Source organism: Pseudomonas sp. B21-048 (assembly GCF_024748615.1).
Taxonomy (GTDB): domain Bacteria; phylum Pseudomonadota; class Gammaproteobacteria; order Pseudomonadales; family Pseudomonadaceae; genus Aquipseudomonas.
Map to the genome: position 1 here is coordinate 2224370 of NZ_CP087168.1, position 13809 is coordinate 2238178.

A 13809-nucleotide genomic window follows, 5' to 3' on the forward strand; every position below is an offset into this window, starting at 1 on the left:
ATCACCCCAAACAGCTGTGGGGGCGAGCCTGCTCGCGATGGCATCATTTCAGCTGAACCTCACTCCTTGACGCTCATGTATTCCTTCGCCCAAAGAATGTAGTCCTCAGGCTGCGTATAGGTATGAGTCAACTCAGTAGCGTTCAGGTCCGACGCCTGGGTAAAGATCTGGCGCTGTTCGCGCAGGCTGTCGTAAGTGGCTTTGATCGCGGCGAAGTAGGCGCCATGGCCATCGATGGTGACGCGCACGCCCAGTTCCGCCAGGCGTTTGTCGTCGCGCAGCAGCGGGTTGCCGTAGGTGACCAGCATCAGCGGCACGCTCAGGTGCTCGGCAATGTGTTCGAGGTGGTCGAAGTCCCGCACGCCCACCATGCAAATCCCGTCCGCCCCCGCCTGTTGGTATTGCTGGGTACGGCTGATGATTTCCTGAACCGGCAGGATCCCGGCATGGGTCCGCGCAATGATCGCCATTTCCGAGTCGACCCGAGCTTCGAGCGCCGCGCGTATCTTGCCGACGCCTTCGGCGACTGTGGTCAAGTCGGTGGACTTGCGGCCGAATTGTGCCGGTAACAGGGTGTCTTCAATGGTCAGCGCGGCCACGCCAGCGCGTTCGAGTTCGACGATGGTGCGCATGACGTTGAGCGCGTTGCCATAGCCGTGATCGGCATCGGCGATCACCGGTAATTGGGCCACGCGGCCAATGCGGGTCGCCTGCTCGGCGAACTCGCTCAGGGTGATCAAGGCAAAGTCGGGGGCGCCCAGCACCTGCAGCGACGCGACCGAACCACCGAGGATCCCCACTTCAAACCCCAGGTCAGCGGCGATGCGTGCCGACATGGGATCAAAGACCGACGCGGTGTGATAGCAGGCATTGGAAGCAAACAGTTGGCGGAAATTACGGCGCAAATCCTGATGTGACAGCCTGGACATATGAGTTCCACCAATACAAAGGAATGGAAGGGCTTGAGCAAAAAGTGTCAACGCCAAAGTAACAAAAGGCTATCACGCGGGCGGGCGAAGAATGATGACGAATTTGCCGAGCAGGGAGACGCAAGATCAAAAGATCGCAGCCTGGGGCAGCTGCTGCGGGATGTTCAACGAATGGGACGGGTAAAAAATGAGGATGTAGTTATTATCGGGTGCACAGCATCCCGATGTAGGCGCTGCCGAAGACTCGGGCCGCGTTCGGACAATCTTTTCCGATCACGCCGCCACCGCCTGCCGCTGTTGGTTAGGCAGCGGCACGGCACGGACCGAGTTGCCGGGTTGCAGTTGCAGGCGTTTGGCGGTGAGTCGGTCGACGATCAGGCTATTGCCGACCATCCGCGCCTGGGCGGTGGTAATGCGGCAGTTTTCCAGGCGGCGGTTATGGATCAGCCACACCGGCGCCTGCTCGTCGGGCGTGCCGATGGCCAGCTCCAGGCGTTGGCTGTCACGCACCGTGCGGATTCTCGATACCGGGGCTTCGATGACCGGACCTGCGTCAAAAATGTCGACATAGCCCTGATGGGTAAACCCCTCGGCGGTGAGGATTTTCAGCGCCGGTTCCGTGTTCGGGTGAGGTTTGCCGATCACCGCTTGGGCCTGTTCAGTAAGCAGGCAAGTGTAGAGTGGTTGGCGCGGCATCAGTTCGGCGATAAACGCTTTGCTGCCCAGCCCCGACAAGTGATCGGCTTGGCTGAAATCCATCTTGAAAAAGTGCCGGCCCAGACTGTCCCAAAATGGCGAGCAGCCTTGTTCATCGGCACTGCCGCGCAGTTCGGCAATGAGCTTGTCGCCGAACAGATGCGGGAATTCGGCAACGAATAGCAGACGCCCCAGCGACAGCAATCGACCATTACTGCCATGACGTTGATCGTGTCGCAAAAACAGCGAACAGATTTCCGATTGGCCGGTCATTTCGTTGCTCAGAAACAACGTGGGGATCTGGCGCTGAATGCCCAGGTCCGGCGACGAACTGACCGTGAGTCCGACCCGGTAGTTGTACCAGGGCTCCCGCAGGCCGACAGCTCCCGTCAGGGCACTGACGCCGACCACTTGTTGATCGTCGTCTTCGAGCACGAACAGGTAATCGGCGTCCGCGCGCTCGACCTGTTCGGCGAAGGTGCGCTGGGCCCAGCGAACGCGATGGGCCAGGCGTTCCTCGTTGGCCGGCAGGGTGGTGACCCCGGGGGCGGCCCGTTGCACAAGATCCAGCAAGGCGGGCAGGTCGGTGACTTGAACCGGGCGGAGAATCATGAGGCAGCTCCTTCTTCGCGCCCATTCGGGCGCTGTCGTTGGGCACGGGGCGGGTGGCGGCTCACAGGGCGATCAACCGGATCTTACTGGCGTCGGTCACGTTCAGGGCCGCGCACATTTCGGCGCTCAATGTCACAGGTTGCCCGGCTCGATAGTCGAGCTCGGCGACGATGGCGCGATAACCCTTCAACGAATCGTTGCTCACCAGGTAGTTGCCGCGGGCGTCGGAGGCTGAGCCAGGGTGCACCGCGGCGGTCTGGCTTTGGGCGATGGAGCGAATGTTCGAGGTGCGTGCGTGCAACGTCGGGCCACCGTCGAACAGGTCGATATAGCTGTTGGTCTCGAAGCCTTCGCGTTCAAGAATGTCGAAGGCCTCCTGACCGTCAGGATGAATCCGGCCGATACATGCCTGTGCGGCCGGGGGCAGCATCGGCACGTAGATCGGGTATTGCGGCATCAGTTCGGCGAGAAACCTCCGGCTCTGCAGACCGCAAAGCCGCTCGGCCTCAACGTACGGCAGGTCGAAGAAGTGCTTGCCCAGCGCATCCCAGAAGGGTGACTGGCCTTGTTCGTCACTGTAGCCAACGATTTCGGTGATCACCGCTTCGGCAAAACGCACCGTGTGGGCGGCGATGAACAGCAGCCGCGCCCGGGACAGCAGTTCGGAAAACAGCGTGCGTTCCAGCGCCGTGTCGATATGGAAACCGCGCAGCAAGGTGTGACCACCGAGGTCGTGGCATAACGACAGCGCCGGCACCCCATGCTCGATGTTCAGTTCCCGTGAGGCGCTGGTGAAATGGCGGTTGCGCAAACTGTAGAACGGTTCGCTGAACCCTGCGGTGGCGAGGATTTCCGAGCAGCCGACCAGACGGCGGGTCGTGAGATTTTCCAGCACGAAGAAATAATTCTCCGGGCCAGGCCCCTGGACGTTTTTCTCGAACGAAGCGCAGGAGTCGAGAATTTTCTCGCGCAGGCGTTCGGTGTCGTCCGGCAAGGACGTGACCCCCACCAGACTGTCGCGCGCCAGTTGCTGCAACTGGGTCAGGTCGCTTAACTCCACTGGGCGTAAGACCAGCATGGATGTACTCCTGTCTCAAAGGGTTCGGCGATTTGCACCGAACCTGACTATCACTGTCGGTTTCCACGCGTTAAATCGGCAGTCGCCTGAATTCATGTCAGACGCTGCTCTTTTTCTTGTCAGCCATTGCTTGGGTCGGGTAGGACCGTGCTGGCACCCCGTTTGTTGAGGAAGAATAGATAGACCAGCCCCAGGGCAATCCAGATCAGGCCGAGTTTCTGTGCATCGACGCCCATGTTGTACATGATGGCGGCGACGATGATGAAGCCGATCACCGGGCAGAGCAGGTGACGAATCACCTGGCCGGACTTCTGCCGGCGCCAGTAGTAGTTGATCACGGTCAGGTGCAGCAACATGAAGCCGCTCAGAGCGCCGAAGTTCACCAGGGAGGTGAGGGTGTCCACCGAGTTGATGAACAGGTAGCAGATCACTAGCGACAGCACTGCCACCAGATAGATGCTCACGTACGGCGTGTTGTGTTTCGAGTGCACCCTGGCCAGCACTTTCGGCAGTTTGCCGTCTCGGGCCATGCCGAACAGCAGACGCGAAACCGCCGCTTGCGAGGTGATCGCGACCGCGACGCCCCAGGCCAGGGCGGTGGCCACGGCGGTCAGGGTGGCCAGCCAGCTGCCGGCGGCGATTTCGGCGATTTCATAGAACGCCGTATCGGCGGACTTGAAGCCCAGGCCAGCGGCCAGATCGGTGGCAATCCAGGTTTGCACGACAAAGATCGCGCCCATTACCAGCAAGGTGATCAGCGCAGCTTTGCCGACGCTACGGCCCGGGTCGCCCTTGATCTCTTCGGCGAGGGTGGAAATCGCATCGAAACCGAGGAACGACAGCACGGCAATCGAGACTGCTTGCATCAGCAGTGCGAAGTTGAACGTCTCGGGGTTATACAGCGGCGCCAGCGTCAGCTCGCCGTTTCCGCCGCCACTGTGCAGGGCATTCCAGGCATAGAACAGGAAGATCCCCAACACCACCAGTTGCGCCAGTAGAAAGACGATGTTCATCCGCGCGGTGAAGGTAATGCCCCGCAGGTTGACGAAGGTGGCGCTGACCAGAAAAGCCAGGATGAAGCCGACTTTCGGGATGTCCGGGTACAAATGATTCAGCGCCATCGCCGCGTAGACATAGAGCAGTGGCGGAATCAGCAAATAATCGAGCAGCATCAGCCAACCGGCGATAAACCCGACATGCGGGTTGAGGCCGCGTTGTGCGTAGGAATACACGGAGCCCGCAATCGGAAAGGCCCGGGCCATGCTGCCGTAACTGAGGGCGGTGAACAGCATCGCCACCATGCCGATGATGTAGGCCAGCGGCACCATCCCCGGGGCTTCGGCGTTGACGTAACCATAAACGCCGAACGGGGCGATGGGGATCATGAAGATCATCCCGTACACCACCAGGTCCGTCAGCGACAGGCTACGTTTCAACTCTTGCTTGTAGCCAAACTCTTCTATTTCCATGAAGCCCTTCTCCTTGATATGAAAGCAGCCGCACGCTGCGAGTTTGAAGCGATTGCTCTACAGCAGTGGCGCCAGATAGTCGGTCCAGCGACCGATGTTTTCCGGGGTGCGCAGCAGATCGTTGCGCACCTCGATCAGCACCGACTCAAGCCCTCGGGCATCGCCGTGAACCGGCACGGTCATGTCACCCCGCGGATCGACTTTGTACGGCTGATTACCGGCGACTCTCAAGGGATGCCGGCTCAGCCCATCGATCACTCGCTGGGCATACTCCCCGGCCTGTCCATACAACACGCCGACTTCCAGCGACCGGGACTGGCCGTAGTAGATCGGCGTGAAACTGTGAATCCCCACCACGCGAACCGGCCGACCTTGCGCCACACGGGCGTCGATCAAGGTTTGCAGGCATGTATGAAAGGGCTCGAAGAGGCAGTGGCGGCGATAGTCGCGGGTGGCCTCGTCCAGATCCCGATTGCCCGGCACCTGATAGATCTCGCTCTGCAAGGCAATGCTGTCCGGCGCATGGCGCGGGCGATTGAGGTCGATCAACAGCCGTGAATAGTTGGCCGCCAACAGGGTCGCGCCCAGTGCTTCGGACACGCCCTCGGCCAGCGCCAGGGCGCCGATGTCCCAGGCGATATGTTCGCGGGCGGCCTCGTGGCTCAAGCCGAGATCGTTCAACTCGACCGGGATAAAACGACTGGCGTGTTCACACACCAGAATCAGCGGGTGCTCGGAAGCTTCCCGGCTCAGGGTGTACGCAGGCTGGGTGTAGAGCCCCCGTTCGGCGGATTCAGTACAGGCGCGCATAGTGCTCACAGAGGTCGGCGGGCGTGAGCTGTTCCGTCAGCCTCAGTTCCTCGGTTTTAAGGGCGAACCAGGTGTCCAGCAAGGCGCTCGGCAGGGCTTCGATCAGCGCCTCGCTATTGCGCAGGCAATCCAGGGCCTGGGACAGCGACGCGGGCAGGGCGACGATGCCGCGAGCCTGGCGTTGCTCTTCGTTCAGGGAATCGGGGACTTCATCGGTGATCGCGTTCAGGGCCAGACGTTGCTCGATGCCCAGGCGCCCGGCGATCAGCAATGCGGCCATGGCCAGGTGCGGCGAGGCGGTGGCGTCCAAGGCGCGAAATTCCAGGTTGTACTGCGCCGCGACGGCGTTGCCGCCCAGGCTCACGGTCGGGCAAATCCGCAGCGCCGCTTCGCGGTTGCGTTGGCCGAGGCAGGCGTAGGAGGCGCTCCAGTGATGGGGCTGCAAGCGCTGATAGGAAACCGGTGTCGGCGCGGTAAAGGCGCAGAGCGCCGGTAAATAGTGCAAAACGCCGGCGGCCCAATGCTGGCCGAGGGTCGACAGACCGTTGGTGGTGCCGGCGTCGTACAGCACCGGGTGGCCGGCCAGATCCTGCAGGCTCACGTGTAAATGCACGCCATTGCACACCGTCTGTTCGGAGGTCTTGGGGGCGAAACTCAGGTCCAGGCCCATTTGCCGGGCGATCTCACGGGTGATCTCGCGCACGTTCACCGCGCGGTCGGCGGCGGCGACGCCAAGGGCCGGGCGGCAGGTGATTTCGTATTGGTGCTTGCCGTATTCCGGCAGGAACATCTCCGGCTCCACACCGCCGGCACGCAGTGCGCTGAGCAGCCAGCCGCCGAACTCGGCGCCTTGACGCTGGGCTTGCAGGGAGAACGCCAAATGCTCAGCCGCGCCGCTGCCGAGGTTGAATTCATGTTCGAACGCGGCGTTGATCTGCAGTCCCAATTCGCTGCGATAACGCTCCACCTCGTTGCGCAACAGCGTGCGCGGGCAGGCGCCCCACGGGCGGCCATCGGTTTCGCGAATGTCGCCGTGAATGAAGTCCAGCGCCGGGGCATTGGCGTCCGGGCCATTGTTGACGGTCACGCGGCTGCTCAGGTCGGGAATCAGCCGCAAGTCTCCATAAGCCCCCCATGGATTGCTGGAGGCAATGATGTCTTGCGGGGTCAGGGCGCTGTTGGCCGGCACCCAGCCGCAGCCCGCCACTTGATAGGCATCGAGTTCGTCGGTGGGAAAGGAACGGCCGCGCGTCACGCCGATCAGGTCGGTGGTGACGATCGTGGTCATCGGCAGTGGCGACAGGCGAGCGCTCATGACTGCATCTCCCGTAACCGTCCGAGCACGGTCTGGGTGTCGGTGATCCAGCAGTAACCCTTGATGGCATTCAGGCAGGCGTGATGCCGTTGTTCGGTGTAGGTGGCGCAGGCATCTTCGACCAGCGTCACCCAGTAACCACGGTCGGCGGCGTCGCGCACGGCCATGTCGACGCACTGGTCGGTGACGATGCCGGCGATGATCAGGTGTCGGGTTTCAAGGTTGCGCAGCACGTAGTCGATGTTGGTGGAATTGAAGACCCCGGAAGAGGTCTTGGGCAACACGATTTCGTTTTCGACCGGCGTCAGGTCATCGATGATTTGCGCGTGCGGGCTGCCCTTGGGCAGGTGCATGTCCGAGAGTTTGTGGTCCAGCGAGCGGTCGCGACCATCGGCAGTGAGGCTTTCGATGAGCGTGTGCAGCACGTTTTGTCGTGCATTACGAAAGGCACTGAGTAGCCGGCGTTGATTGGGCACCACCTGCATGTGGGCACGGGTCAGAAAATATTCGGCATCCTGTCCGTTGAGGTGCGGGTCGAACTGCGGCTCAAGCCAGGCACGCTGCATGTCCACCAGCAACAGTGCGGTGTGGTCGGCGGCAAACGGCAAGTCTCGGGGCGAGTGGTGGGGGAGCGTGAACATCCTTATTTATCCTCCAGCAGATGAGTGTCGAAGTCGGTGCGCAGGGCATCGATGCCTTCCAGGCGATCGGCCAGTTCGGGGCTGCGCAAGGACAAGCAGGCAACCAGGGCTTCAACCTGAGCCAGCGCCGGAACCATCGAGTCGAAGGCCGACGCCGATTCCACGGGTGCACTGATGATCAGGTCGGCCATTTCTCGCAGCGGTGACGCGTAGATATCGGTGAACAGCACGACCCGCGCATGTCGACCTTTCGCGGCATGGGCGACCCGCATGGCCTGGGACTGATAGCGGCGATAGTCGAACATCAGCACCACGTCCTGACGTTGCACGTCGAACAGTCGGTCCGGCAATTGCGCGTTGTCTTCCAGAGCAAAACAGCCGGGCCGCAGCAGGCGCAGATGGGTGAGCAAATAGTTGGCGAGGAAGCTACTGAAGCGGCCGCCGAAGCAATGGATTTGATGGCGGGTGTCGAGTAGCCATTCGACCAGAATGCGTACATCTTCGGGCTGGGTCAGTGCCTGGGTGTCGACCAGTGCCCGATGGCTGTCCGCCAGATAATGGCTCCAGGGGTCGTCTTTCTTGAGATGGGCGCGGGGTTGCAACAGGGTACTAGGGGAGCGCAGGCGGTCGTCCATGTCGCGGAGCAAGGCTTCCTGAAACTCGGCATAACCGCTGAAACCAAGCTTCTTTACCAACCGCACGATGGTTGGATCGCTGACACCGGCATGTTCGGCCAGACGTGACATCGGGCCCAGCCCGTTACGCGGGTACTGGTCTAGCAAGGCGCGGATGACTTTGCGTTCCGATGGCGTGAGTTCCAGGCCTGGATGGGTGATCAGGTCTCTGAGAGGGGGCATCCGGGCTCCTGCTGGATGGGTGTGTCGGTTTTATTTCATAAATTGATAAAACAGTATTTATGTAACGTGCGCTACAAGTCTAGTGAATTTTTGCGCGAATTAAACAAGCCCCAATAGGGGGCGAAAGCCCCGTACGCCGTGGGCTACGCGGATGTCGATTGACGTTGTAGGACATCGTCCGTAGTGGTGTCGGAGATTGCTATTTCTGGGAGGGGAATTGGACCGCGAACCCGATCGACTGCTGGGAACCAAGCGCGCTGGATTGCGTATCTTGGGGCACAATGACCCGATTGTTCGTGGCATCGTGCCTTTTTCATCCCATTGATTGAGTGATCTTCCGTGCAGGCGACCCGTTTGACCCTGATGTGCCACGCTCGAACCGTCGCACAGAAATTGGCGTGTTTTCCTACGAACGAGCCGTTGGAAATGGATTGGCAATCGGCGAAAGGGTCGCGTTGCCGCCAGTTCAAGGGCACACCCCGTTTGTTCTGTGGCCCGGAACTGCGGACCCGGCAAACGGCATCGCTGTTTGGCGATAACGTGGAGATTGTCGCGGCGCTGGCAGATTGCGATTTCGGACGCTGGAAAGGCTCGTCGATCGACGACCTGCAGATATCTGAACCCGAAACGCTCCAGGCCTGGCTCAATGACCCGACCTCGGCACCCCACGGTGGAGAAACGGTGGCGCAACTCGGTGAGCGGGTGGGTGCGTGGTTGCATACCCTTGAGGCAACGCCGGGGCATATCGTTGCGATCACCCATCCTTTTGTCATTCGCGCCGCACTGATGCAGGTGTTGCAGAGCATGGCGTTCAACCAGATCGACGTCGAACCGTTGTCGGCCATCGAGTTGCGGTTCAACGGTCGCTGGCGGCTACGCTTGATGGGCACGGACCCTGAGGGAGCATGTTGATGAAAAAACTTCTGGTCATCGGTGTCGGCGCCGGCAACCCCGACTACATCACGATGCAGGCGGTGAAGGCGCTGAACCGCGTCGATGTGTTTTTCCTCATGGACAAGGGCCAGAGCAAAGACAAACTGATCGACCTGCGCCGCGAGATCTGTGAGCGCTATATTACCGATCGCGATTACCGCTTTGTTGAAGCCCACAGCCCGGAGCGGGAGCGCGGGGAGGTGGACTACAAGGCCAGCGTCGAAGACCTGAACCGCGCCAAGCAGCAAACCTTCGAGCGGCTGATCAATGAGGAATTGACCGACGACCAGTGCGCCGGTCTTCTGGTGTGGGGCGATCCTGCGTTGTACGACAGCACCATTCGGATTCTGCAGGCGATTCTGGCGTCAGGCCGGTGTGTGTTCGAGTTCGAGGTGATCCCCGGAATCACCAGTGTGCAGGCGTTGGCGGCGCAACATAAGGTGCCGCTGAATCGTATCGGTCGCTCGATTGAAATCACCACCGGCCGGCGGTTGGCGGCGGGGCAGGTGAGTGATGCCGACAGCCTGGTGGTGATGCTGGATGCGCAAGATGCCTACCATCACGTGGCTGATCAGGAGACGGAGATTTACTGGGGGGCTTATCTGGGGACGCCGGATGAAATCCTGATCAGTGGCAAGCTCAAGGATGTCGCGGATGAGATTGAGCGAGTGCGCAAGGCGGCGCGGCTGGCGCATGGGTGGATTATGGATACCTATTTGTTGCGCAAGCCTTGAGATAATTGTGTCCGCGAAGACGTCCTCAATAACACCTCAAAAAATCGCCTTGATCTCGCGCCCAAACCGCTCCCGATACACCGACGGCGGTACGCCGACCACACTGCGAAACGCCACCCGGAAACTCTCCACCGATCGATAACCGCAGTGCTGGGCAATCTGCTCGGTGTTTTGGCGGGTGCTCTCCAGCAACTCGCGCGCCCGGGCCAGGCGCTCATGCTGCAACCATGCCTTGGGCGGCAGGCCGCTGGCTTCGGTGAACCGCCGCAGGAACGTGCGCTCACTCATCGCCGCCTCGCTGGCAAGGTCGCGAACCTCCAGCGGTTCGTGCAAGCGCTCGCGTGCCCATTGCATGACCCGCGACAGATCGCTGCGTGGCGTCGGGCTGACCGGTGACGGAATGAATTGCGCCTGACCGCCGGTGCGTTGCGGCGACATCACCAATCGCCGCGCCACCGAGTTGGTCACCTGAGTGCCAAAATCCCGCGCGACCAGATGCAGGCAGGCATCGATGCCCGCGGCACTGCCGGCTGAGGTGATCAATTGGCCCGAATCGACATAGAGCACGTCCGGGTCCACCTGAATGTCCGGAAAACGTTCGGCCAGTTCAGCGGTATAGCGCCAATGCGTCGTGGCGCCGTGACCGTCGAGCAAACCAGTGGCCGCCAGTACGAATACTCCGGAACAGATCGACAGCAATCGCGCGCCCCGGGCATGGGCCTGGCGCAGGGCGGCGAGCAAAGGTTCAGGCACCGCCGCGCTGCGGTCGCGCCAGCCGGGGATGATGATGGTCCGGGCCTCTTCCAGCAGTTCCATCTCGCCGTCGGCCAGCACCTGAATGCCGCCCATGGCACGCATCGGCCCTTGGTCGACGGCGACGATGCGATGCTCGTACCAAGGGAAATCGAACTCCGGCCGCGCCAGGCCGAAGATCTCCACGGCGATGCCGAATTCGAAGGTGCAGAGGCCGTCGTAGGCCAGAATCGCGACCAATCCAGGGCTGGGCTGCATTTGGCGGAAAATTCCCGGTGAGTGTCTTATGCGCCACTGTAGCGGCAAGCGCGGGGCAGATAAAGTCTTCCCACACCCACCGAGACTTTGGAGTACAGCCCATGCCCAGCCTGGTTCGCGAAATTCCCGCCGCCCCGTCCGCCATCGCCCTGATGCATTTCAGCAACCGTCTGACCTTCGAAACCGATTGTTCCGACGTCTATGGCAGCCAACAGGCCGGCGAGGTGGATTTTGTACTGGTCGATGTACGCGGACCATTGGCGTTCGAACGCGGGCATGTACCGGGCGCGATCAACATTCCGGGGCGACTGATTACGGCTGACGGCCTGGCGGCTTATTCGACATCCACGTTGTTCGTGGTCTATTGCGCGGGGCCGCACTGCAACGGCGCCAACAAGGCCTCGGTGAAACTGGCGGCGTTGGGTTACCCGGTCAAGGAGATGATCGGCGGGGTGACCGGGTGGCTGGATGAGGGGTTTGAATTGAGTGTTGTGGTTGCACGCACCGCTACGGCGGTCATTGGTTGCGAATGCTGACGTCAGGAACAGGTCATCAAATGTGGCGAGGGGGCTCGTCGGAACGCCGCACCGCCCCGTTGGGCTGCGTAGCAGCCCCCAAATCACATTCTGTCAGGCATACTGCATTAACCGGTTTTACGACTGCTTCGCAGCCGAACGGGGGTAAACCCCCTCGCCACAAAAGTCCATCAAATCTCAGATTCAGCGATTAGCTGATGAAGCGGTCCACCACTCATCCAGCGTCGCCTGCAACCAGCCAAACACAGCTGCATAGGCAGCACTATCCTGTGGTCCCCGAGGCAACGGCGATTCTTCGGCAAAATGCTCATTGAGAATCGCCACCGACTCGGCATTCCACTCCGGGTGGAACTGCAACCCCACCCGCGTCGGGCCGACGCGGTACATCTGCTGCTCACAAACCTCACTGCTGGCCAGCAATTGCGCATCCGGCGGTAAATCGATCGCGTCTTCGTGCCATTCCAGCACCATCAGCCTCTGGCCATCCGCAAAGGTCACGATCGTCCAGCCAGTTTCGGGGCGAGACATCCGCCGTACATTGCCGCCCAGGCTCAGCGCCAGCAGTTGCGCTCCCAGACACATCGCAAACACCGCCGCGCCCTGATCCAGACTGTCTGCCAGCCACTGACGCTCCGCTTCCAGCCACGTCGGCCCGGCGTTGGATTCATAAGGCCCACCCAACAGAATCGCGGGTGCCGCACTCGCCGACGGCAACTGGCCGAGGTCGGCACGAAACACATTCAGCGTAATGCCACGGGACCGGGCCCATTCGGCAATGGCGCCAGGACCTTCGGCAGGATGATGCTGGATCAGGTTCAATGTGGACATCATGTTTCTCTTTTGGGGGGGGCGGGTTGGCGGGGGCAACGTGCGCGACTCTCACCTATCGATCACCTACATTGACACTGTTCGGGATATTGAGATCACTCGGTTGGGCAGGACCACGGAGGCGAAAAATCGAAGAGGGGCGACCTTTCACACGTCTTGAAGTATCGAGATCGCCGCTCACTTCTGGTTTAACGTATAGCGTTATTGGCATCGAAAACCGATGCGCGGCTAGAACAGATAGCCCATGTAGATCGCGGCGCTACCGCCGGCCTGCACGCCAGCGTTCATGCCCGCCATGACCACCGCCCCCTTGGCCGACTGCGCCAGCTGCCGGTTGACCGTGGTGGCAGCAATGAGCGAGGTCGCCGGGTTGGCGCTCAGGGCCACCGACAACGCCAGCAACTTGGGATCAAGCCCGAACAACAGCGCCGTGGCAGAACCGCCAACCACCAGACCCACTCCCACTTCGGTATACATGCAAGGCCCGGTGATGTCGTCACTGGTCAGGTCACGACTGACCAGGGCGTCGCTGACAAACACCTTGCCGGTGCTGGGAAAAGCCTGCGCCGCACCCGTTCCAGCCACGCTCTTACCCTTGATCTGGATATTGATCTTGCCGAAACGTGGCAGCCGCGCGCCAAATCCGACACCCACCCCGACGCCGCCGTAGCGGTAGCTGACGTTCTCGCCCTGGGGCGAACGCAGGATGATCGAACCGCCACTGCCGGCCACCATGACCACGGTCAGACCGCCGCCGCTGGCGGTCTGATACTGCCAGCGGCTTTCATTGACCGGGATTGGGATGTTGTAGCTCATACGTTCAAAGTCCTTTATGTGAATGAACCGCACCGCGACCGCGCTGACGGATGGCTCTTATCAGGCCGACAAGGGTAAACACCAGGCCGATAAAACCCAGCACCCCGGGAGTGCCCCACAGTGCGGCCGGGTCATCGACAATGGCGCTGCCAGCCGGCTGCTCGGGCAGGTAATACACCCGCACCGGCTGATCCTGCTGATAGCCGAAGATAAAGCCGTTCTGGGGGTAGGAAATTGTTTCACCGCTGCCGGTGGTGAAGGCGATCTCAGGGTGCGAACCACCGGCATTCAAGTGGCTGACAATGCCATCGGCGGTCTGTGCACGGGCGAGGAAATCGCGTCGTTCAAGCGTGAAATCGGCGGTAATGGCCAACAAGCCAATGCCGATCAGGGCAAAAAGCAGGGCCAGCAGTATCTTCCCGATGCGTGACGGGGTCTCATTAGCCATGGCTTGTCTCGGTATTCGTCCATGAAAGAAGGCGGCCAGAATAACAAGAAGTCTCGCTATATCCATCTCCACGCGATTCAAAATGTAGGAGCTGCC

15 protein-coding genes are annotated in these 13809 nt (G+C 61.0%); 3 read left to right on the forward strand and 12 right to left on the reverse strand.

Features of this window, described 5'->3' with window-relative positions; translation table 11 throughout:
- Window positions 1–59: 59 nt before the first annotated feature.
- From LOY56_RS10345 to LOY56_RS10380, 8 genes are all read right to left on the reverse strand, one after another.
- Window positions 60–929, reverse strand: a complete 870-nt coding sequence (locus tag LOY56_RS10345) for an oxaloacetate decarboxylase (RefSeq protein WP_258621514.1) — start codon at window positions 927–929, stop codon at window positions 60–62.
- Between the two features lie 273 nt (window positions 930–1202).
- On the reverse strand, window positions 1203–2237 hold the full coding sequence (gene astA / locus LOY56_RS10350) for an arginine N-succinyltransferase (protein WP_258621516.1): 1035 nt from the start codon (window positions 2235–2237) through the stop codon (window positions 1203–1205).
- Between the two features lie 61 nt (window positions 2238–2298).
- A complete protein-coding gene (locus tag LOY56_RS10355) occupies window positions 2299–3315 on the reverse strand; it encodes an arginine N-succinyltransferase (protein WP_258621520.1) in 1017 nt (338 codons plus the stop codon).
- 119 nt (window positions 3316–3434) lie between these two features.
- Entirely contained in the window at window positions 3435–4784 is a 1350-nt protein-coding gene (locus tag LOY56_RS10360) for an APC family permease (RefSeq protein WP_258621522.1), read from the reverse strand.
- Between the two features lie 57 nt (window positions 4785–4841).
- Window positions 4842–5594, reverse strand: coding sequence for an N-formylglutamate amidohydrolase (locus LOY56_RS10365; RefSeq protein WP_258621524.1), 753 nt, complete (start codon window positions 5592–5594; stop codon window positions 4842–4844).
- Entirely contained in the window at window positions 5578–6909 is a 1332-nt protein-coding gene (locus tag LOY56_RS10370) for a glutamine synthetase family protein (RefSeq protein WP_258621526.1), read from the reverse strand. The genes LOY56_RS10365 and LOY56_RS10370 overlap by 17 nt, the downstream gene beginning before the upstream one ends.
- The gene (locus tag LOY56_RS10375) at window positions 6906–7550 is read right to left on the reverse strand and encodes an isochorismatase family cysteine hydrolase (RefSeq protein ID WP_258621527.1); all 645 of its coding nucleotides are present in this window, start codon (window positions 7548–7550) and stop codon (window positions 6906–6908) included. The genes LOY56_RS10370 and LOY56_RS10375 overlap by 4 nt, the downstream gene beginning before the upstream one ends.
- 2 nt (window positions 7551–7552) lie before the next feature.
- Entirely contained in the window at window positions 7553–8407 is an 855-nt protein-coding gene (locus tag LOY56_RS10380) for a MurR/RpiR family transcriptional regulator (RefSeq protein ID WP_258621529.1), read from the reverse strand.
- 339 nt (window positions 8408–8746) lie between these two features.
- On the opposite strand from LOY56_RS10380, the gene LOY56_RS10385 reads away from it, so the two are divergent.
- Window positions 8747–9319, forward strand: coding sequence for a histidine phosphatase family protein (locus tag LOY56_RS10385; RefSeq protein WP_258621531.1), 573 nt, complete (start codon window positions 8747–8749; stop codon window positions 9317–9319).
- Window positions 9319–10074, forward strand: coding sequence for a precorrin-6A synthase (deacetylating) (cobF, locus tag LOY56_RS10390; RefSeq protein ID WP_258621533.1), 756 nt, complete (start codon window positions 9319–9321; stop codon window positions 10072–10074). The genes LOY56_RS10385 and cobF overlap by 1 nt, the downstream gene beginning before the upstream one ends.
- 36 nt (window positions 10075–10110) lie before the next feature.
- On the opposite strand, the gene ftrA is transcribed toward cobF, so the two are convergent.
- Window positions 10111–11085 (reverse strand): transcriptional regulator FtrA, encoded by a 975-nt coding sequence (ftrA, locus tag LOY56_RS10395; RefSeq protein ID WP_258621535.1) that lies wholly within the window; start codon window positions 11083–11085, stop codon window positions 10111–10113.
- A 101-nt stretch (window positions 11086–11186) separates the two neighbouring features.
- Here ftrA and LOY56_RS10400 point away from each other — a divergent pair, with 101 nt between their 5' ends.
- Window positions 11187–11621 (forward strand): rhodanese-like domain-containing protein, encoded by a 435-nt coding sequence (locus tag LOY56_RS10400; protein ID WP_258621536.1) that lies wholly within the window; start codon window positions 11187–11189, stop codon window positions 11619–11621.
- Window positions 11622–11804: 183 nt separating this feature from the next.
- Here LOY56_RS10400 and LOY56_RS10405 read toward each other — a convergent pair whose 3' ends face one another.
- The 3 genes from LOY56_RS10405 to LOY56_RS10415 all read right to left on the reverse strand — a co-directional run bounded on the left by LOY56_RS10405 (window position 11805) and on the right by LOY56_RS10415 (window position 13713).
- Window positions 11805–12449, reverse strand: a complete 645-nt coding sequence (locus tag LOY56_RS10405) for a type 1 glutamine amidotransferase (protein WP_258622602.1) — start codon at window positions 12447–12449, stop codon at window positions 11805–11807.
- A gap of 228 nt (window positions 12450–12677) precedes the next feature.
- On the reverse strand, window positions 12678–13265 hold the full coding sequence (locus LOY56_RS10410; RefSeq protein WP_258621538.1) for a hypothetical protein: 588 nt from the start codon (window positions 13263–13265) through the stop codon (window positions 12678–12680).
- A 4-nt stretch (window positions 13266–13269) separates the two neighbouring features.
- Entirely contained in the window at window positions 13270–13713 is a 444-nt protein-coding gene (locus LOY56_RS10415) for a DUF3592 domain-containing protein (RefSeq protein ID WP_258621541.1), read from the reverse strand.
- Between the last annotated feature and the right edge of the window lie 96 nt (window positions 13714–13809).

What these genes read in the sequence shown, in the direction of transcription:
- LOY56_RS10410 (WP_258621538.1), bottom strand. Translation starts at nt 13,265, where the DNA reads ATGAGCTACAACATCCCAATCCCGGTCAATGAAAGCCGCTGGCAGTAT.
- LOY56_RS10360 (WP_258621522.1), bottom strand. Translation starts at nt 4,784, where the DNA reads ATGGAAATAGAAGAGTTTGGCTACAAGCAAGAGTTGAAACGTAGCCTG.
- LOY56_RS10370 (WP_258621526.1), bottom strand. Translation starts at nt 6,909, where the DNA reads ATGAGCGCTCGCCTGTCGCCACTGCCGATGACCACGATCGTCACCACC.
- cobF (WP_258621533.1), top strand. Translation starts at nt 9,319, where the DNA reads ATGAAAAAACTTCTGGTCATCGGTGTCGGCGCCGGCAACCCCGACTAC.
- LOY56_RS10375 (WP_258621527.1), bottom strand. Translation starts at nt 7,550, where the DNA reads ATGTTCACGCTCCCCCACCACTCGCCCCGAGACTTGCCGTTTGCCGCC.
- LOY56_RS10415 (WP_258621541.1), bottom strand. Translation starts at nt 13,713, where the DNA reads ATGGCTAATGAGACCCCGTCACGCATCGGGAAGATACTGCTGGCCCTG.
- LOY56_RS10405 (WP_258622602.1), bottom strand. Translation starts at nt 12,449, where the DNA reads ATGTCCACATTGAACCTGATCCAGCATCATCCTGCCGAAGGTCCTGGC.
- astA (WP_258621516.1), bottom strand. Translation starts at nt 2,237, where the DNA reads ATGATTCTCCGCCCGGTTCAAGTCACCGACCTGCCCGCCTTGCTGGAT.
- LOY56_RS10400 (WP_258621536.1), top strand. Translation starts at nt 11,187, where the DNA reads ATGCCCAGCCTGGTTCGCGAAATTCCCGCCGCCCCGTCCGCCATCGCC.
- LOY56_RS10345 (WP_258621514.1), bottom strand. Translation starts at nt 929, where the DNA reads ATGTCCAGGCTGTCACATCAGGATTTGCGCCGTAATTTCCGCCAACTG.
- LOY56_RS10380 (WP_258621529.1), bottom strand. Translation starts at nt 8,407, where the DNA reads ATGCCCCCTCTCAGAGACCTGATCACCCATCCAGGCCTGGAACTCACG.
- LOY56_RS10365 (WP_258621524.1), bottom strand. Translation starts at nt 5,594, where the DNA reads ATGCGCGCCTGTACTGAATCCGCCGAACGGGGGCTCTACACCCAGCCT.
- ftrA (WP_258621535.1), bottom strand. Translation starts at nt 11,085, where the DNA reads ATGCAGCCCAGCCCTGGATTGGTCGCGATTCTGGCCTACGACGGCCTC.
- LOY56_RS10355 (WP_258621520.1), bottom strand. Translation starts at nt 3,315, where the DNA reads ATGCTGGTCTTACGCCCAGTGGAGTTAAGCGACCTGACCCAGTTGCAG.